Origin of the sequence: Paraburkholderia unamae, from assembly GCF_003268775.1 — a bacterium.
GTDB lineage: Bacteria > Pseudomonadota > Gammaproteobacteria > Burkholderiales > Burkholderiaceae > Paraburkholderia > Paraburkholderia unamae.
The window spans coordinates 158850-178878 of record NZ_QLSU01000010.1; the positions used below are offsets into that span (position 1 = coordinate 158850).

A 20029-nucleotide genomic window follows, 5' to 3' on the forward strand; every position below is an offset into this window, starting at 1 on the left:
CGGAACAGGCCCGCCGGCGCGCTGGTGGGCGGCGCGGCCCATGTTCGAATCTCTCGTGAAACGAGAGTTTACACGTGGACGAGCGTGCCTTCGTCGTCGCCCTGTACGATGCGCTTGAGGGCACCGGGCTTGTTGATCGAAAAAACGCGGATCGGCAGCTTCTGGTCGCGGCACAGTGCGAACGCCGTGGCGTCCATCACCTGCAAATTGCGGCCGATTGCCTCATCGAAGCTGATCGTCGAATAACGCGTGGCCGTCGGGTCCTTCTTCGGGTCGGCCGAGTAGACGCCGTCGACCTTGGTGGCCTTCAGCACGACTTCGGCGCCGACTTCCGAGCCGCGCAGCGCAGCAGCGGTGTCGGTGGTGAAGAACGGGTTGCCCGTGCCGGCGGCGAAAATCACGACCTTGCCCTCTTCGAGCTGGCGGATCGCGCGAGGGCGGATATACGGCTCGACAACCTGGTCCATGCGCAGCGCCGACTGCACGCGCGCTTCGATGCCCGCATGACGCATGGCGTCCTGCAACGCGAGCGCGTTCATCATCGTGGCCAGCATACCCATGTAGTCGGCGGTTGCGCGGTCCATGCCGGCCGCGCCGCCCGCGACGCCGCGGAAAATGTTGCCGCCGCCGATCACGACGGCGAGCTGGGTGCCCAGACGCACGACCTCGGCCACGTCCGCCACCATACGTTCGATCGTGGCGCGATTGATGCCAAAGGCATCATCGCCCATCAGGGCTTCGCCGGAAAGTTTGAGCAGGACACGTTTATAGGCGGGTGTGGGCATGGAGGTATCCAGGATCGCGCGCAAAGGGCAATAACTTCAAACTGTAGGGGTGAAATACGGCTTCGGGCAAGCGCCGCCAGAAATAGCGAAGATTTCCAACGCCGCGCGCGGCGGGGGACTGCCATGCGCGGTGTCGCTACGCTGCCCACCGTGGCGGATTGCTCCGCCACGATTTACAACTGATGCAAACTGCGGTACTGCAACAACTGCGGTTGCCGCCTGCCGCGCACGGCGCGACAGGCTTGCCGACTTTATTGCTGCTTTGCAGCAGCGACTTGCGCGGCCACTTCGGCGGCGAAGTCGTCCTGCTTCTTCTCGATGCCTTCGCCCACCACGAAGAGCGCGAACTTCTGCACCGTCGTGCCAGCGGCCTTGAGCATCTGCTCGATCGTCTGCTTGTCGTTCTTAACGAACGGCTGGTTCAGCAGCGAGACTTCCTTCAGGTACTTCTGGACCGAACCTTCGACCATCTTCGCGACGATCTCAGCCGGCTTGCCCGATTCGGCAGCCTTCTGCTCGGCGATGCTGCGCTCCTTGGCGATCAGGTCGGCCGGCACGTCGTCCGACGACAGCGAGACCGGCTTCATCGCGGCGATGTGCATCGCGACGTCCTTGCCCACTTGCTCGTCAGCGCCCGTGTACTCGACCAGCACGCCGATGCGCGTGCCGTGGAGGTACGCAGCCAGCTTGTTGGCGGTTTCGAAACGCGCGAAACGGCGGATCGAGAGGTTTTCGCCGATCTTGCCGACCAGCGCGAGACGCACTGCGTCGACCGTCGAGCCGTCCAGCGGCAGTGCCGAGAGGGCAGCGACGTCAGCCGGGTTTTGCGTAGCGACCAGCTCGGCGATCTTCTTCGAGAAGTCGATGAAGTCGTCGTTCTTCGAAACGAAGTCGGTTTCGCAGTTCAGTTCGACGATCGAGCCAGCGCCAGCGCCGATGAACGAAGCGATCACGCCTTCAGCCGTGACGCGCGAAGCGGCCTTGCTGGCCTTGTTGCCCAGCTTCACGCGCAGCAGTTCTTCAGCGCGCGCCAGGTCGCCGTCGGCTTCCGTCAGCGCCTTCTTGCATTCCATCATCGGCGCGTCGGTCTTCGCGCGCAGTTCTGCCACCATGCTTGCGGTAATTGCCGCCATCATTCGCTCCTTGAGTCTGTCTGGTACACGCCGCCCGCCTTTCGACGCGGCCGGCACAAATTCGTTTCCGTTTCCGCCTGCCAAGAAACGCTTTTTTACAGCTGCTTCTACAGGGCTACGGTGCCGCGCATATGACGCGGCGACGAAAGTCGCGGCTTAAAAAAAAGGGGCCTATGGAAAGCCCCCTTTTCTTGCCGGACACGGGGGCAGCTTACGCCTCCGGGTTGACCTCGACGAACTCGTCGTCGCCGTCGTTGCCGCGCACGGCTGCAACCACTTCGTTCACCGAGTTTGCACGGCCTTCGAGGATCGCGTCAGCCACGCCTTGCGTGTACAGCGCGACAGCCTTGCTGGCGTCGTCGTTACCCGGGATCACGTAATCGATGCCTTCCGGCGAGTGGTTCGTATCGACCACGGCGATCACGGGGATGCCCAGCTTGTTCGCTTCCGTCACGGCAATCTTGTGGTAGCCGACGTCGACCACGAAGATCGCGTCCGGAATGCCGCCCATGTCCTTCACGCCGCCGATCGACTTTTGCAGCTTGGCGATTTCGCGTTCGAACAGGAGCGCTTCCTTCTTGCTCATCTTCTCGAGCTCGCCCGCTTCCACGGCTGCTTCCATGTCCTTCAGGCGCTTGATCGAAACCTTCAGCGTCTTGAAGTTGGTCAGCATACCGCCGAGCCAGCGTGCGTTCACGAACGGCATGCCAGCGCGGTTTGCCTCTTCGGCGATCGTGTCGCGCGATTGACGCTTCGTGCCAACGAACAGGATCGTGCCGCGGTTCGCTGCCAGTTGACGCACGTACTTCAGTGCGTCGTTGTACATCGGCAGCGTCTTTTCGAGGTTGATGATGTGAATCTTGTTGCGATGGCCGAAAATGAAGGGGGCCATCTTCGGGTTCCAGAAGCGCGTTTGGTGACCGAAGTGGACACCGGCTTCCAGCATCTGGCGCATGGTAACTGCCATGTTTCAATTCTCCGCAAGGGTTTGGGTCTGAAGCCGGCTGCCGTATCGGTGCGCCCTCCTGCTTTCTGGAGATCGACGCGCCCGACACCCTGGGTGCGCCGGCTTGCGAGTGTGCTACCTGAAGAAGATGCTTCCGAATGTTCTTCGCGCGCCCGCCAGTGTCTCAAGCCTTTCGGCCCTTTTCAGCTCTGGCAAAGCGCTCCGCGGCAACGGCGGACCAGCCGCGCCCCGCAAATCCCGAACACGAATTCGAAAGATATGAGAAGCGACTTAGCCGAAGAGTATAGCACGCAAACTGCCCCTTACTCAAGACAGCTATTACCCGCGGAATACGGCCCCGGGGGAGTGTGCCGGGCCCCGCCCCACCTTTTCAAAAGCCAGCGACCACTGGCATTAGGTGCGATAATTCAATATTCGACTGCATTTTCGGGCGCACACCATGGCCATTTCGATCAAGAACGAACACGACATCGCGCAAATGCGCGTCGCCTGCCGACTGGCGAGCGAGGTGCTCGATTACATCACGCCGTTCGTCACCGCGGGTGTGACGACGGGCGAGCTCGACCGCCTGTGTCACGAATACATGACCAATGTGCAGGGCACGGTGCCCGCGCCGCTGAACTATCAGCCGCCCGGCTACCCGCCCTACCCGAAGGCGATCTGCACCTCGGTGAACGACGTGATCTGTCACGGTATTCCGGGCGACAAGGCGCTGAAGAACGGCGACGCGCTCAATATCGACATCACGGTCATCAAGGAAGGCTATTTCGGCGACACGAGCCGCATGTTCATCGTGGGCGAGGGTTCGATCCTCGCGAAGCGCCTCGTGCAGACCACTTATGAATGCATGTGGCTCGGCATCGACCAGGTGCGCCCGGGCGGGCATCTGGGCGACATCGGCCACGCCATCCAGCGTTACGCCGAAAGCCAGGGCTACAGCGTGGTGCGCGAATACTGCGGTCACGGCATCGGCACCGTGTTCCACGAAGACCCGCAAGTGCTGCACTACGGCCGCCCCGGCACCGGCATCGAACTCGTGCCCGGCATGATCTTCACCGTCGAGCCGATGATCAACGCGGGCCGCCGCGACATCCGCACGATGCCGGACCAGTGGACCGTCAAGACGAAGGACCGCAGCCTCTCGGCGCAGTGGGAGCACACGGTGCTCGTGACCGAGACGGGTTATGAGGTTCTGACGGTCTCGGCGGGCACGCCCGCCAAGCCGGCCATCGTCGCGCAGATGGCGGGCACGGCGGCCTGAACGCCGCACAGGCCGCACATGCAGCACACGCAGCAAGAGCCGGAACGCGCGGCCTCGCGCGAATCCCGATCCGGCGCACAATGAAGGCGCGCCTGTTGAGCGCCCCATGCCGGACGCCGGAACGCGCAACGCGGACGATGCGCTCCGCGCGCACTCGCCGCGAGGCGCCCGCACCATGACAAAGCAGCAGGCGAACCTGCACGGCCGCCCGCCCAACCACGCCAGACACGACCAGAGCCCATGAGCGTTCCCGCTGTCGCCGTTCCCGATACGACGTCGCTGAAGTCCGACTACAAGGCCGCCAAGGCCGAGCTGCTCGAGCGCTTCAAGTGCGCGACCAACGTCGACTCGCTGATGCGCGCCCTCGCCCGCACCACCGACGACACCTTGCGCCACGCCTGGAACCTCTGCGAGCTGCCGGCAACGCTCGCCCTGGTGGCCGTGGGCGGTTTCGGACGTGGCGAGCTCGCGCCCTGGTCGGACGTCGACATTCTCGTGCTGCTGCCGGACGACGAGCCGCTCGCGCCGCTCGAGGAGCGCATCGAACGGTTCATCGGCCTCGCCTGGGATCTCGGGCTCGACATCGGCAGCAGCGTGCGCAGCGTCTCGCAGTGCCTCGAAGAAGCCGCCAACGACGTCACCGTGCGCACGTCGCTGCTCGAGGCGCGCCGCATCACGGGCAGCCCGACGCTGTTCGGCGATTTCGCCCAGCGCTATCGCGACGCGATGGACCCGCGCGCTTTCTTCCAGGCGAAAGTGCTCGAAATGCGCCAGCGCCACGCGCGCTTCCAGGACACGCCCTATGCGCTCGAACCGAACGTCAAGGAAAGCCCCGGCGGCCTGCGCGACCTGCAACTGATACTCTGGATTACCGAGGCGGCCGCCTTCGGCAGCAGCTGGAAGGAACTCGACCAGCGCGGCCTCATCACCGGGCGCGAAGCGCGCGAGCTGCGCCGCAACGAGACGTTCCTCAAGGCGCTGCGGGCGCGCCTGCATGTGATCGCGGGCCGCCGCCAGGACATTCTCGTGTTCGACCTGCAAACCGCCGTGGCCGAGAGCTTCGGCTACAAGGCGAGCGGCGCGCGGCGCGCGAGCGAACAGCTCATGCGCCGCTACTACTGGGCCGCGAAGGCAGTCACGCAACTTGCCACGATCCTGATCCAGAACATCGAGGCGCAGCTCTTTCCGAGCACGAGCGGCATCACGCGCACGCTGTCCGATCACTTCGTCGAAAAGCAGGGCATGCTGGAGATCGTCAGCGACGACGTGTTCGAACGCGAACCGCACGCGATTCTCGAAGCCTTCCTGCTCTACGAGCAGGTGCCCGGCGTGAAGGGCCTCTCGGCGCGCACCCTGCGCGCGCTCTACAACGCGCGCGAGACCATGGACCAGCATTGGCGCCGCGACCCGGAAAACCGCCGGCTCTTCATGGAGATCCTCAGGCAGCCGGCCGGCATCACGCACGCCATGCGGCTCATGAACCAGACGAGCGTGCTCGGGCGTTATCTGCTCAATTTCCGCCGCATCGTCGGGCAGATGCAGCACGACCTGTATCACGTCTACACGGTCGATCAGCACATCCTCATGGTGCTGCGCAATATCCGCCGCTTTGCCGTGGCCGAGCATGCGCACGAATATCCTTTCTGTAGCCAGCTCATCGCCAACCTCGAGCGCCCGTGGGTGCTCTACGTCGCGGCGCTGTTCCACGACATCGCCAAGGGCCGCGGCGGCGACCACTCGCAGCTCGGCATGGCCGACGCGCGGCGCTTTTGCCGCGAGCACGACATCACGGGCGACGACGCCGACCTGATCGTCTGGCTCGTGCAGCAGCACCTGACGATGAGCCAGGTCGCGCAGAAGCAGGACATCACGGACCCCGAGGTCGTGAAGCGCTTCGCCGACCTGGTCGGCACCGAGCGCCGCCTGTCCGCGCTCTACCTGCTGACCGTCGCCGACATTCGCGGCACGAGCCCGAAGGTGTGGAACAACTGGAAGGGCAAGCTGCTCGAAGACCTCTACCGCTCGACGCTCGCCGTGCTCGGCGGCGCCAAGCCCGACGCGCACTCGGAGCTCAAGACGCGCCAGGAACTGGCGCTCGCGCTGCTGCGCCTCGAAACCGTGCCGGAGAACGCGCATCGCGCGCTGTGGGACAAGCTCGACGTGGGCTACTTCCTGCGCCACGACGCCGCCGACATCGCCTGGCAAACGCGCGTGCTCTACCGCCACGTGGAAGCGCCGGCGGCCGTGGTTCGGGCCCGCCCGTCGCCGATCGGCGAGGCGTTGCAGGTGCTCGTCTACGCGAAGGACCGCCCCGACCTGTTCGCGACGATGTGCGCCTATTTCGACCGCAGCGGCCTGTCCGTGCTCGACGCGCGCGTGAGCACGACGCGCCATGGCTACGCGCTCGATAACTTCATCGTCGCCCACACCGAGGGCGACGTGCATTACCGCGATATTGCGAACCTCGTCGAACAGGAACTCGCGGAGCGGCTGAACGCCACCGGCAACGTGCTGCCCGAGCCGTCCAAGGGGCGCCTCTCGCGCCTTTCGCGTACCTTCCCGGTGACGCCGCGCGTCGACCTGCGGGCCGACGAGCGCGGCCAGTACTACATCCTGTCCGTGTCGGCGAACGACCGGCCGGGCCTACTCTATTCCATCGCACGCGTGCTCGCCGAACACCATGTCGGCGTCCACGCGGCGCGGATCAATACGCTCGGCGAGCGCGTCGAAGACGTGTTTCTGCTCGACGGCTCGGGACTCTCCGACAACCGTCTGCAAATTCGCGTCGAGACCGAATTGCTGCGCGCGATAGCAGTGTGAACGACTTGAAATACCCAGATCCATGCGAGCCAAACTGACAGCCAAACATCCGCGCCCGACCGCCCCGGAACGCGCGCCCGTCCGCCGCGGCAGTACAACCGCGCGTAAGCCGGCGCGCCCGGCGGAAACGCGGCCGGCGGAGGCTGCGAAACCCGCTGGGGCGACGAAGCCCGCGCGGCCCTCAACCGGCCGCGCCACAACGCGCCCCGGTGACGCGCGCCAGGGTGAGCGTCCGGCGCGCCCGGCCATGTCGCGCGATCGCGATGCGTCGAGCCGCCCCGCGCGGCCGCCCCGCGAAGGCGGTTTCGGCGACGAACGACGCCCGGCGCGGCGCACCGGCGACGAGCCGCGCGGCTTTGGACGCGGCCGGGATGAAGGGGGCGAGCGACGTTTCGCACCCCGTGCCGGTGGCGACGATCGTCGTCCGCCGCGTGGCCGCGACGATGGTGGCGAGCGACGCTTCGCACCCCGCGACGGTGGCGACGATCGCCGCCCGCCGCGTGGTCGCGACGAAGGTGGCGAGCGCCGTTTCGCACCCCGTGCCGGTGGCGATGACCGCCGCCCGCCGCGTGGCGGCGACGAAGGTGGCGAGCGACGTTTCACGCCCCGTGCCGGTGGCGACGACCGCCGTCCGCCGCGTGGCCGCGACGAAGGTGGCGAGCGACGCTTCGCACCCCGCGACGGTGGCGACGACCGCCGTCCGCCGCGTGGCCGCGACGAAGGTGGTGAGCGACGTTTCGCACCCCGTGCAGGTGGCGATGACCGCCGCCCGCCGCGCAGCCGCGACGAAGGTGGTGAGCGACGTTTCGCACCCCGTGCAGGTGGCGACGACCGGCGCCCGCCGCGTGGCCGCGACGAAGGTGGCGAGCGACGCTTCGCCCCCCGCGACGGTGGCGATGACCGCCGCCCGCCGCGTGGTCGCGACGAAGGTGGTGAGCGACGCTTTGCGCCCCGTGCCGGTGGCGACGACCGCCGTCCGCCGCGCAGCCGTGAGGAAGGTGGCGAGCGACGCTTTGCACGCCGTGACGAAGGCGACGACCGCCGTCCGCCGCGTGGCCGCGAGGAAAGCGGCGAACGACGCTTCGCACCGCGCCGCACCGAAGGCGACGACCGCCGTCCGCCGCGTGGCCGCGAGGAAAGCGGCGAACGACGCTTTGCACCGCGCCGCACCGAAGGCGATGACCGCCGTCCGCCGCGCAGCCGCGAGGAAGGTGGCGAGCGACGCTTTGCGCCCCGCGCCGAAGGCGACGACCGCCGCCCGCCGCGCAGCCGCGACGAGGGCACGGAACGCCGTTTCGCGCGCCCGGTGAAAGCCGCCTGGAGCGATGACCGCGAAGGCGGCGCGCGCAAGACCGCCCGCCCCGTCAAATCCACCGACAAACCGCCGCGCCGCATTGCCGACGACGAAGCCGCACCGCGCCGCACGGCGCGCGAAGAAGTCGAAGGCGACAACGCGCTGCGCCTGTCCAAGCGCATGTCCGAGCTCGGCCTGTGCTCGCGCCGCGAAGCCGACGAATGGATCGAAAAAGGCTGGGTGTATGTGGACGGCGAAGTCGTCGACACGCTCGGCGCCAAGGTCACGCCGGAGCAGCGCGTCGAAGTCGACCCAGCCGCGCTCGCCGCGCAGGCTCGCCAGGTCACGATCCTGCTGCACAAGCCGGTGGGCTACGTCTCGGGTCAGGCCGAGGACGGCTATGAGCCCGCCGTCGTGCTCGTCACGGCCGAGAACCACTGGGAAAGCGACCACTCGGGCATCCGTTTTTCGGCTAAGCATCTGCGCACCCTCGCCCCGGCGGGCCGTCTCGACATCGACTCGACCGGCCTGCTCGTCCTGACCCAGGACGGCCGCGTGGCGAAGCAGTTGATCGGCGAGAGCTCGGATATCGACAAGGAATACCTCGTACGCGTCACCTACAACGATATCGAGACCGAGATCGACCAGCATTTCCCGCCCGAGCTGCTTGCCAGGCTGTGCCACGGCCTGTCGCTCGACGACGTGCCGCTCAAGCCGGCCCAGGTGAGCTGGCAGAACGGCGAGCAGTTGCGCTTCGTGCTGCGTGAAGGCAAGAAGCGCCAGATCCGCCGCATGTGCGAACTGGTCGGCCTCAAGGTCGTGGGCCTCAAGCGCGTGCGCATGGGCCAGGTGATGCTCGGCGCGCTGCCGCAAGGCCAATGGCGCTATCTCGCCGCCGACGAGGCGTTTTGACGCCGGAAGCCTCGCACTGAACAAAAAAGGGAGCCGCATGGCTCCCTTTTTTTCAGGTTCGCTGAATTCCCTCAGTCGTCGCGATTCGGATCGAGTTCGGGAAACAGCACGTCGGTGAAGCCGAACTTCGAAAAGTCGGTAATGCGCATGGGATACAGCTTGCCGATCAGATGATCGCACTCATGCTGCACGACCCGCGCGTGAAAGCCCTCGGCCACGCGCTCGATCGGCGTGCCGTACTGGTCGAAACCGTTGTAGCGGATCATCGAGAAGCGGCTCACTGCCCCACGCATGCCCGGCACCGAAAGGCAGCCTTCCCAGCCCTCTTCCATGTCGTGCGAAAGCGGGTGAATAACCGGGTTGATGAGCACCGTTTGCGGCACGGCCGGCGCCTCGGGATAGCGCTCGTTTTGCTCGAAACCGAAAATCACCACCTGCAAATCGACGCCGATCTGCGGTGCGGCGAGGCCCGCGCCGTTCGCCGCATGCATGGTGTCGAACATGTCGGCGATGAGCGCGTGCAACTCCGGCGTATCGAAGTGATCGACCGGCTTGGCGATGCTGAGCAGGCGCGGATCGCCCATTCTGAGAATTTCGCGAATCATGTCGTTTGCCCCTCCAGGAGCTTGCGCATTCCTTCTTCGTCGAGCACCGGTACGCCAAGTTCCTCTGCTTTCGCGAGCTTGCTGCCCGCGTCGGCGCCCGCCACCACGTAATCGGTCTTCTTCGACACCGAGCCGGCCACCTTCGCACCGGCCGCTTCCAGCATTTCCTTCGCCTCTTCGCGCGCGAGCGTGGGCAGCGTGCCGGTCAGCACCACCGTCTTGCCGGCCAGCACGCCCACCGGCGCCTTCGGCGCGGGCGGACCTTCCGTCCATGTTACTTTGCCTGGCGCGCGTAGTTGCTCGATCACCGTGCGGTTATGTTCTTCCGCAAAGAACTCGTGGATAGCGAGCGCGACGATCGGCCCGACATCATTCACTTCGAGCAATTCATCGACCGACGCGCTCATGATCGGATCGAGGGAGCCGAAATGTTTGGCGAGATCCTTCGCCGTCGATTCGCCCACATGCCGGATGCCGAGCGCATAGATGAAGCGCGCGAGCGTCGTGGACTTGGCTTTGTCGAGCGAATCGAGCAGGTTCTGCGCCGATTTGTCCGCCATGCGGTCGAGCGCCGCGAGCGTGCCGAAGCCGAGGTTGAACAGGTCGGCCGGCGTGCGCACGAGGTTCTGCTCGACCAGCTGGTCGATGATCTTCTCGCCCAGGCCGTCGATGTCGAGCGCCCGGCGCTGTGCGAAGTGCCAGAGCGCCTGTTTGCGCTGGGCCGGACAGAACAGGCCGCCGGTACAGCGCGCAATCGCCTCGTCGGGCAGGCGCTCGATGCGTGAGCCGCACACGGGGCATTCGGTCGGCATCACGAACTCGAGGGCGTCGGCGGGACGGCGGTCCATGATGGCGCTCACCACTTCGGGGATCACGTCGCCCGCGCGCCGCACGATCACGGTGTCGCCGATGCGGATGTCCTTGCGGCGCACTTCGTCTTCGTTGTGCAGCGTGGCGTTGGTCACCGTGGCGCCGCCGACGAACACGGGCTCCAGACGCGCGACCGGCGTAATGGCGCCGGTGCGCCCCACCTGCACGTCGATCGCGAGCAGCTTCGTGAGCGCTTCCTGGGCCGGGAACTTGTGCGCGAGCGCGAAGCGCGGCGCGCGCGAGACAAAGCCCAGCGCGTCCTGCTCGTCGCGCCGGTTCACCTTGTAGACCACGCCGTCGATATCGTACGGCAGGCCGTCGCGCTTCTCGCCCACCGCGCGGAAGAATTCGAGCAGGCCTTGCGCGCCCTTCACGACTGCTCGCTCGGCGTTGACCGGCAAGCCCATTTCCGCGTACCAGTCGAGCAACTCGGCATGGGTGGCCGGCATCGGCTCGCCTTCGAGCACGCCGATGCCATAGGCGAAGAACGACAACGGCCGCTGCGCCGTGATCTTCGGATCCAGCTGACGCAGGCTGCCCGCCGCCGCATTGCGCGGGTTCGCGAATTCCTTGTGGCCGGCGTCGCGCTGGCGCTGGTTCATGCGCTCGAAGTCGCGGCGGAACATCAGCACCTCGCCGCGCACGTCGAGCAACTTCGGCACGCGCTTGCCCTTCAGGCGCAGCGGCAGCGAACGGATGGTACGCACGTTTTCCGTGACGTTTTCGCCGGTCGTGCCGTCGCCGCGTGTGGAGGCCTGGACGAACGCGCCGTCGACATAGCGCAGCGAAATGGCGAGCCCGTCGAACTTCAGCTCGGCGGCATATTCGACTTCGGCGCCCTCCGTTTTGCCGAGGGCGTCGGACACGCGCTTGTCGAACGCGACGATGTCTTCGTCGGCGAAGCCGTTGTTGAGCGAGAGCATCGGCACTTCGTGCACCACGGGCTCGAAGCCCCCGGCGACTTCGCCGCCCACGCGCTGGGTAGGCGAATCGGGCGTGATGAGATCGGGATGCCCGGCCTCGATCTGCTGAAGCTCGCCGAACAGCTTGTCGTATTCCGCGTCGGGCAGCTCCGGCTGATCGAGCACGTAGTAGGCGTGATTCGCGCGCTCGAGTTCGGCGCGCAACCACGCCGCGCGCTGCGCAGCGGTGGCATCTTCGGGAGGACGGGCGGGAGTACGGACCATGCCTTGGGCAACTCGCTGTTGGAAGTGATTTCGGACGTCAGATTATCTCAGGAAGCGGCGCGTGTCGCATCGGCCGAACGGCCATCTTCGTGCGCCGCCGTACGGCCTGCACGAAGCTCCTGGCCGGACGGCCAACGTTGGGCAAATGCCGTTGACGGCGCTTTCCCGCGATGCGAACGTGAACGCACTGCAACACATGTGCCGACCACCCCGCAAGCGCCCCCATGAACGACCGTCACGACCTTGCCGCACCGGCGCGCGCGAACAAAAAAGGCGCGGCGCCTTCACGGCGCCACGCCTTGTCTGCGAGTGGAAGGCTCGGCTTCCTTACTGGCTGAACAGCCGGCGCGTGGCCGGCGAGCCGGCCGGAATGCCGGCTTGCTCCAGCTTCGCGTAGAGCGTCATGAGCTGCTTGTCGATGGCTTGCAGCACCGACTCGGGCAGCTGCCTGCGCTGGTCGTCGACCACGCGCCCGCCAATGCGCTCGGCGAGCGACTTCGCGTAATCGCACATGAGGCGGAACGGCAGGATGTCCTCGTCGGCCACCGGCACATCGAGAATCAGCGTGATCAACTCGCCGCCCTTGTAGGTCAGGTCATCGCGCAGGAAGTTGGTGTCGCCGAATTGCAGCATGAACACCGGGCTCTGCTTCGCGTCGAGCTTCACGAAACGCGTGCCGTCGCGCGAAAGCAGCAAGCCATCTTGCGCGGCCACGGCCTGCACGTAGTTCGCCGACCACGGCGCGCCGTCCGACATCACGTTGATCGAAAGCTGCGCGTCGCACTGCGCCGCGAAACCGTCGAGCTCGCGCGCCATCGCGACCGTTTCCATCATGTCCGGGAATTCGGGCGCGGCGTCGAGCGCGTCGGCGAACTGCTGCACGCCGGTGACGAACTCCGAGAACTCGAGTTCGTTGAGCGGGCCGTTGCGGTTGGCGAGCTGTGCCGCCGCGCGCAGTTCCTCATAGCGCACGCCGTTTTGCAGCAGTTCCCAGCCGTCGCCGCCCTCGGGCTTGCCTTCGATGTGAACCGGCTTGCTGCCCGCGCGTCGCAGGCGCTGCGCGAGCGGAATCACGCGTTCGCCCGCCACCGACGCGCCGAGCCGGATCGGCACGATGCAGTCGATGCGACGGTCGACCACGGCAGGCGGCGCCGAAGAGATCGTCGTGGCCGCCGGCATGACCGGCTCGATGCGCTCGCCTTCGTCGGCCTTGTCGGTCTTGGCGGCGTAGTCGGCCTTTTCAGTCTTTTCCGTGGCCGGTTCCGCCGCGCTCGCGCCGTCAGCCGGTGCGGCCTCCGCGCCCTCGCCCGCCTCGTCCTCGGGAAAGCCGTTGGGTGTCGTGGTTTCCGCCTGGATATCGGCGGGCGTGTCGAGCGGCGCCGCAGTCGCGAAACCCGGCTCCATGCGCTCGGCCTCCGCAGCGCCCGCGAGCGACGGCTCACGCCGCGACGGAGCATGCGCCGGCTCGATAAAGGGGCTTGCCTCCTGTAGCTCGTCGCGTTGCGGCGCTTCGGCCACTTCCTCGGGCATCGGTCGCGGCATGCGACGGCGCACCCTCGCGCCCTGCCATGCGTTGTACACCACCACGCCCCCGACTACCACAGCGCCCGCGCCGATCAACCCGAGAGTCAACTCGTCCATGCATGCTCCATCAGCAATTCTTATTCGACGGCGCGCGCATCACGCACGCCGTTTTCGTGGCGCTTGCGATGCGCGCGGCGGCTGCCTGTTCGATGGCGCCGCCGGTCGCGCTTCGCGCGCCGTCCGTTAGTCCGTAAAAACGATTAGACCGTATTCTGGGCGAAACCCGCCGCAGTTTCCATGTCGACCGCAACGATACGCGAGACGCCCTGCTCCTGCATCGTCACGCCAATGAGCTGCTGCGCCATTTCCATGGCGATCTTGTTGTGCGAAATGAACAGGAACTGGGTTTTGTCCGACATCGCGCGCACGAGGTTCGCGAAGCGCTCGGTGTTGGCGTCGTCGAGCGGCGCATCCACTTCGTCGAGCAGACAGAACGGCGCCGGGTTGAGCTGGAACATCGCGAACACGAGAGCCGTGGCCGTGAGCGCCTTCTCGCCGCCGGAAAGCAGGTGAATCGTCGAGTTCTTCTTGCCGGGCGGCTGCGCCATCACCTGCACGCCCGCGTCGAGAATCTCGTCGCCGGTCATGATGAGCTTCGCCTGGCCGCCGCCGAAAAGGCGCGGGAACAGCTCGCCGAAATGGCGGTTCACTTCGTCGAAGGTGCCCTGCAAGAGCGTGCGTGTTTCCTGGTCAATCTTGCGGATCGCGTCTTCGAGCGTTTCGATCGCGCTCGTGAGGTCGGCCGACTGCGCGTCGAGGAAGGTCTTGCGCTCCTTCGCCGCGGCCAGCTCGTCGAGCGCCGCCATGTTCACGGGGCCCAGCGCCGCGATGGCGTTGTTGATGCGCGTGACTTCGCCTTGCAGGTACGACGGCTTCATGTCCGCCGTGAGCTTCTCCTGCAACGCCGCTTCGTCCACGCCCGCGGCCTGCAACTGCTCCACGAACTGCTCGCCGTTCAGGCGCGCGGCCTGCTCCTTCAACTGAAGCTCGGTGATGCGGTCGCGCAGCGGCTGCAACGCGCGCTCGGCGGCGAGACGCGTTTCGTCGGCCGTGCGCAGCTTCGCGCTCAGGTCGTCGAGTTCGGCGCGCGCGGCGCGCAGCGTGTCTTCCTTCTGCGCGCGAATTTCCAGCGCGTCCTGCAAGCCCGTGTGCGCGGTTTGCTCGTTGATCGTTTCCAGCTCGGCACGCGCGTCTTCGAGGGAAACGGCCACGCGCTCGCTCTGATCGTGCGCGACCTGGATGTTGCGCCTCAATTCCTCGATGCGGTTCGCCATGTTGCGCGCCGCAAAACGCGCGTCGCCGGCGGCGCGTTCGAGGTCGCGCGCCTGGTTGCGCGCCGCGCCGAGTTCCTCGTCGAGCGCTTCGAAGGCGAGCTGGTTGTCCTCGAAACGCGCCTGCAATTCGGCCAGCTCGATGTCGTGGCGCTCGAAGTTCGCTTCCGATTCGGCCCGCAGCGCACGCTGCTCCTCGATCTGCGCGCGAATTTCTTCGAGTTCTTCGCGAATCTGCGTGCTGCGCGCCGTGTAGCGCTCGTGCGCCTGGGTCAGCTTCAGCACGTCCATTTGCAGCGCGTGCACGCGCTGGGTCGCGCGTTCCGCCTGCTGGCGCACTTCGGTGAGCACCTGGGCGGCCTGCGTGTGCGCCGCTTCCGCACGCACGACGGCCGTGCGCGCATCGTCGGCGAGCAGCGCCTGGGCGCGCACCTGACGCTCGAGATTCTCGATCTCCTGCTGGCGCGCGAGCATGCCCGCCTGTTCCGTGTCGGCCGCGTAGAGCTGCACGCCCACGCGCGTGACCGTGTGGCCGGCCTTCACCACGAAGGTGCCGCCGCCTGGCAACTGCGCGCGCTGCGCGAGCGCCTCGGCAAGATCGTTGGCGACGTAGGTCGAACCGAGCCATTCGGTGAGCACTGCGCGCAGACCCGCGTCGTCGATGCGCACCAGCGAAAGCAGCGGCGTGAGCCCCGCGGGCGCCGTGGGCGGCTGGCCCGCGGCGGGAGGCGAATAGAACGCGAGTTTCGCGGGCGGCGCGTCGCTGGCGAACGCCTTCACCCAGTCGAGATTCGAGACTTCGAGCGCCGCGAGACGCTCGCGCAGCACCGATTCGAGCGCCGTTTCCCAGCCCGCTTCGACGTGCAGCTTCTTCCACAGACGCGGCAGCGCACCCAGTTCGTGGCGTTCGAGCCACGGCTGGATCTTGCCCTCGGTCTGCACGTTCTCCTGCAACTGCTTGAGCGCCGCAAGGCGCGCTTCGAACTGGTGGATCTGCGCGTTTTCGGCCTGCACGCGCTCATGCGCGGCGCGGCGTTCGGCGTCGAGGCGCGGCACCGTTTCCTGGGCGTCCTCAAGGCGCGCCTGCGCGTCGTGGAGCACCTCTTCCTGCTCGGCGAGCTGCATGCGCAGTTCTTCGAGCTGGGCTTCGTCGGGGGCGTCGAGGCCGCCTTCCTCCGACTTCAGGCGCTCGTGGCGCTGCTGAAGCTGCTGGAGCATCTGGTCGGCGTTGCGCTGGTGCGCGGCTTCGAGCTTGATGGCCTGCTCGGTGCGCGCAATGCCCGCGCGCTCGTCGTTCAACTGCGCCTGGGCGTCGCGCCAGCGGTTTTCGAGCGCGGGCAGCGCTTCCTGCTTCGCGGCCGCGTCTTCTTCCGCAAGCGCCGCTTTTTCCTCGGCGATCGCCAGTTGCTCTTCGGCGTCTTCGATGTCGTCCTGCGCCTTCTGCGCCTGCGCCTGCCACTGCTCGCGCTGCGCGGTGAGCGCGGCGATCTGCGCCTGCACGCGGTTGCGCGACTCGACAATGAACTTGATCTCGGCTTCGAGACGGCTCACCTCGGCGTTCGCTTCGTAGAGCGAACCCTGCGCGCCCTGCATGGCGTCGCTTGCCGAGTAGTGGGCCACGCGCAGCGTTTCGAGCTGCGCTTCCACTTCACGCAGTTGCGCGGTGTGGCGCTCCAGGTCGATCTGCGCCTGCTCGATCGCGCGCTGCTGGCGCTGCTGCTCGCCCGATGCCTCGTTCTTGCGCAGAAGCCAAAGCAGCCGCTGCTTCTCCTCGCCCTCGGACTGCAACTCGCGGAACCTGGTGGCGACGACGGCCTGGCCTTCGAGCTTTTCGAGGTTGGTCGACAACTCGCGCACGATGTCTTCAACACGCGTGAGATTTTCACGCGTATCGTGCAGGCGGTTCTCCGTCTCGCGGCGGCGTTCCTTGTACTTCGAAACGCCCGCGGCCTCTTCGAGGAACACGCGCAACTCTTCGGGCTTCGCCTCGATGATGCGCGCGATCATGCCCTGCCCGATGATCGCGTAGGCGCGCGGGCCGAGGCCCGTGCCGAGGAAGATGTCCTGGATGTCGCGGCGACGCGCCGGCAGGTTGTTGATGTAGTAGCTCGAGGTGCCGTCGCGCGTGAGCACGCGCTTCACGGCGATCTCGGCATACTGGCCCCACTGGCCGGCGGCGCGGCCGTCCGCGTTGTCGAACACCAGTTCGACGCTCGCGCGGCTGCCGGGCTTGCGCGCGGTGGAACCGTTGAAGATGACGTCCTGCATCGACTCGCCGCGCAACTCGGACGCGCGCGATTCGCCGAGCACCCAGCGCACCGCGTCGATGATGTTGGACTTCCCGCAGCCATTCGGTCCCACCACGCCAACGAGTTGGCCCGGAACCTGGAAATGCGTGGGATCGACGAAGGATTTGAAGCCAGCGAGTTTAATCGAGGTCAGACGCACGGCGATATCGCTGTTTGAATAGTGGTGAACGGGACCGCCCGTGCCGCACGCCGCGCGCCGCCGCAAATCCGGTTTCGATCGCACGGCGGCGGTACGCGCACTGGGCAGCCGCCACGGCTCGCCGCACGAACGCGCATGAGCGCGAGCGGTCGGCGGGAATCAGGGGCAATCATACCATCGCACGCGCGCCATTCCGCGCGCGGGAAGGCAGCGGGCCGGAGTCGCCGCCTGCATTGCCACCGCCGTTGGCACCCCCGTTGTTGCCGCCGTTGCCGCTGTCACCGCCCCCATCGTTTCCCGGGCCGTCGCTGTCGGCATCGTCCGAGTCATCGGTGCGGCTGGCGTCGGCGTGAGTCATGACGCTGGCGTCGGCACTCACATGGGCAGCGCCTTTGCGCGCGTCCTGCGCGCGGTGCGCCCAGCTCGACAGCAGCGAAGCGAGCACGATGCACGCGCCGCCCGCCCATTCGCGCGGGCCGGGCGTCTCGCCGGCGAAGAGCCACGACGTGAGCGCCGTCACGACGATCTCGAACAGCATGATGATCGACGCGCGATTCGCCGGCACGCGGGCGAGTCCGTACTGCACGAGCATGTTGTTGGACCCGAGCACGACGCCGAGCGCCAGCACGAGCAGCACGACGCGCGCGAGATGCTCGCCCGCCGGCACGGCCGACATCGGCTCGAAGCACGAGGTCAGCACGCCGAACAGCGCCGCGCCGGCGAAGATCACGGCCGTGCGCATCTCCGGCTTCATGTGCGGAAGCACACGGCTCGTCTTCACGACCAGCACGTTGCTCATCGCGAAACCCATGCCGCCCGCGAGACCGGCCCATTCCGCCGCATTGGCGGGCAGCGGTACGCCGAGCTTCGGCGACCACAGCATGAGCACGGCGCCCAGCAGCGAGAGCGCCGCGAGTGCGCTGCCCGCCAGGTTCAGGCGTTCATGGAGGATGAAGTGCGCGAAGATCGCCGTCCATGCCGGGGTCAGATAAAAGAGCAGCAACACGCGCATCACTTCGCCGTGGATCGCGCCCCACACGAAGCCGACGTTGGTCACGCCCGCGGCGAGCCCGAGCATCGGCAGCACCCAGTGCCAGCGCACGGTCGCGAGCGAGCGCCAGCGCAGCACCAGCACGAAGAGGCAACCGGCCGCGCTCGTCGCGGCGCTCGCGGCCGTGCCGGTCAGCCCGAATGCCGCCAGCATGCGCAGCGGATACCAGACGAATCCCCATACGGATGCGCCGACCATGATGGCGAGCGTCGGCCAGGCGGCGCGCAGGCCTGTGCTCTGGGTCATGGCTCGCGCGTCCCCAGGTTCCGACGCGCGCTCGCCGCGGCTGCGCCGTTATTCGGCAATTTCATGCTTTTCCCTTTGTCCTGTTGCCCGGCGAGCCCGGGAGACGCCAGCGCCCGCACCGGCCCGCGCCCGCAGCAGCAGCGGTGCCACGCTATAATCGACCCCTTGCAGCCGCATGACCGCGCCACCGTGCTGTTTCGTTTTGTTTCGTTTCGCACAGCCCGGCGCAGCGCGCCACCGGCACCGCACCGGGTGCGCCGAACCCGCGCGCCACGCCTTCCGTCTTTCGCCCACGCCCGTCCAGCCCCAAGTGAATCCGCTACTCGACACCCTTCAGTCCTATCCCTTCGAAAAGCTGCGCGTACTCTTCAAGGACGTCACGCCGAACGCCGGCCTGCGCCACATCAGCTTCGGGATCGGCGAGCCGAAACACCCCACGCCGGCGGTGATCCGCGACGCCATCGTGGCGTCGCTCGACGGCCTCTCGTCGTACCCGGCCACGGCGGGCAGCCCGGCGCTGCGCGAGTCGATCGCGAACTGGGTGAAGGCGCGCTACGGACTGCCGGCCATCGACGCGAACACGGAAGTCCTGCCCGTCTCGGGCTCGCGCGAGGCGCTATTCGCGCTCGCGCAGGCCGTGATCGATCCCACGGCGGGCGTGAAAGACCCGGCAAAGCGGGCGATCGTACTCTGCCCGAACCCTTTCTACCAGATCTATGAAGGCGCCGCGCTGCTGGGCGGCGGCGAGCCGTACTTCGTGAACAGCGATCCGGCCCGCAACTTCGCCTGCGACTATTCGCAGGTTCCCGAGGAAGTCTGGGCCCGCACGCAACTGCTGTACGTGTGCTCGCCGGGCAATCCCACGGGCGCCGTGATCACGCTCGACGACTGGCGCGAGCTGTTCGCGCTATCCGACCGCTACGGCTTCGTGATCGCCTCGGACGAGTGCTACTCGGAAATCTATTTCGACGAAGCGAATCCGCCGCTGGGCGGCCTCGAAGCGGCACACAAGCTGGGCCGCGACTTCGAGCGCCTCGTCATGCTGTCGAGCCTTTCCAAGCGCTCGAACGCGCCGGGCATGCGCTCGGGCTTCGTCGCCGGGGACGCCGCCATCCTCAAGCCGTTCCTGCTGTACCGCACCTATCACGGCGCGGCCTTGTCGCCGGTGTGGCAATCCGCCAGCATCGCGGCCTGGGGCGACGAGGCACACGTGCGCGAGAACCGCGCAAAATACGTGCAGAAGTTCTCGACGGTCACGCCCATGCTCGCCGACGTGCTCGACGTGAAACTGCCCGACGCGGCGTTCTACCTCTGGGCCAACGTCGCGCGCACCGGCATGACGGACACCGCGTTCGCCCAGCGCCTCTACGCCGACTATAATGTGACGGTTCTGCCCGGCTCGTTCCTCGCGCGCGAGGCGCATGGCACGAATCCCGGCAAAGACTTCGTCCGCATGGCGCTCGTCGCCGACGTCGAGGAGTGCATCGAGGGCGCGCAGCGCATCGTCGAGTTCTGCCGCTCGCTCAAACCGTAAAGCCTTTGCGAGCGCGCCGGGGTCCCGCACCCCGCTGCGCGCAACACCGCTTTCCATCATC

At 66.9% G+C, this 20029-nt stretch carries 13 protein-coding genes; 5 read left to right on the plus strand and 8 right to left on the minus strand.

What is annotated here, in order from left to right; genetic code table 11:
- Window positions 1-68: 68 nt before the first annotated feature.
- The 3 genes from pyrH to rpsB all read right to left on the minus strand — a co-directional run bounded on the left by pyrH (window position 69) and on the right by rpsB (window position 2885).
- Window positions 69-785: a UMP kinase gene (pyrH, locus tag C7401_RS18280; RefSeq protein WP_112172805.1), complete on the minus strand. Its 717-nt coding sequence runs from the start codon at window positions 783-785 to the stop codon at window positions 69-71.
- A gap of 251 nt (window positions 786-1036) precedes the next feature.
- Window positions 1037-1918, minus strand: coding sequence for a translation elongation factor Ts (tsf, locus tag C7401_RS18285; RefSeq protein WP_112172806.1), 882 nt, complete (start codon window positions 1916-1918; stop codon window positions 1037-1039).
- Between the two features lie 211 nt (window positions 1919-2129).
- Window positions 2130-2885: a 30S ribosomal protein S2 gene (gene rpsB / locus C7401_RS18290; RefSeq protein ID WP_112172807.1), complete on the minus strand. Its 756-nt coding sequence runs from the start codon at window positions 2883-2885 to the stop codon at window positions 2130-2132.
- 439 nt (window positions 2886-3324) lie between these two features.
- Between rpsB and map the strand changes: the two genes are divergently transcribed.
- The 4 genes from map (at window position 3325) to C7401_RS45955 (ending at window position 9172) form a co-directional block, all read left to right on the plus strand.
- Window positions 3325-4146, plus strand: a complete 822-nt coding sequence (gene map / locus C7401_RS18295) for a type I methionyl aminopeptidase (protein WP_112172808.1) — start codon at window positions 3325-3327, stop codon at window positions 4144-4146.
- Between the two features lie 240 nt (window positions 4147-4386).
- Window positions 4387-6966, plus strand: a complete 2580-nt coding sequence (locus tag C7401_RS18300; protein WP_112172809.1) for a [protein-PII] uridylyltransferase — start codon at window positions 4387-4389, stop codon at window positions 6964-6966.
- A gap of 263 nt (window positions 6967-7229) precedes the next feature.
- Window positions 7230-8276: a hypothetical protein gene (locus C7401_RS45950; RefSeq protein WP_309251996.1), complete on the plus strand. Its 1047-nt coding sequence runs from the start codon at window positions 7230-7232 to the stop codon at window positions 8274-8276.
- A complete protein-coding gene (locus tag C7401_RS45955) occupies window positions 8273-9172 on the plus strand; it encodes a pseudouridine synthase (RefSeq protein ID WP_308012546.1) in 900 nt (299 codons plus the stop codon). Before C7401_RS45950 ends, C7401_RS45955 begins: the two co-directional genes overlap by 4 nt.
- Before the next feature lie 71 nt (window positions 9173-9243).
- Here the strand turns inward: C7401_RS45955 and def are convergent, their stop codons facing one another.
- The 5 genes from def to C7401_RS18330 form a co-directional block, all read right to left on the minus strand.
- The gene (def, locus tag C7401_RS18310) at window positions 9244-9777 is read right to left on the minus strand and encodes a peptide deformylase (protein ID WP_112172811.1); all 534 of its coding nucleotides are present in this window, start codon (window positions 9775-9777) and stop codon (window positions 9244-9246) included.
- Window positions 9774-11834 carry an NAD-dependent DNA ligase LigA gene (ligA, locus tag C7401_RS18315; RefSeq protein WP_112172812.1) on the minus strand — a complete coding sequence of 687 codons (2061 nt, stop codon included), beginning with the start codon at window positions 11832-11834 and terminating at the stop codon, window positions 9774-9776. The genes def and ligA overlap by 4 nt, the downstream gene beginning before the upstream one ends.
- Window positions 11835-12161: 327 nt before the next feature.
- Entirely contained in the window at window positions 12162-13475 is a 1314-nt protein-coding gene (locus C7401_RS18320; RefSeq protein ID WP_112172813.1) for a cell division protein ZipA C-terminal FtsZ-binding domain-containing protein, read from the minus strand.
- 143 nt (window positions 13476-13618) lie between these two features.
- Window positions 13619-17137 (minus strand): chromosome segregation protein SMC, encoded by a 3519-nt coding sequence (gene smc / locus C7401_RS18325; RefSeq protein WP_112172933.1) that lies wholly within the window; start codon window positions 17135-17137, stop codon window positions 13619-13621.
- Between the two features lie 169 nt (window positions 17138-17306).
- On the minus strand, window positions 17307-18434 hold the full coding sequence (locus C7401_RS18330) for a DMT family transporter (RefSeq protein WP_112172814.1): 1128 nt from the start codon (window positions 18432-18434) through the stop codon (window positions 17307-17309).
- A gap of 310 nt (window positions 18435-18744) precedes the next feature.
- Between C7401_RS18330 and dapC the strand changes: the two genes are divergently transcribed.
- The gene (gene dapC, locus C7401_RS18335; protein WP_258397135.1) at window positions 18745-19968 is read left to right on the plus strand and encodes a succinyldiaminopimelate transaminase; all 1224 of its coding nucleotides are present in this window, start codon (window positions 18745-18747) and stop codon (window positions 19966-19968) included.
- Window positions 19969-20029: the final 61 nt, after the last annotated feature.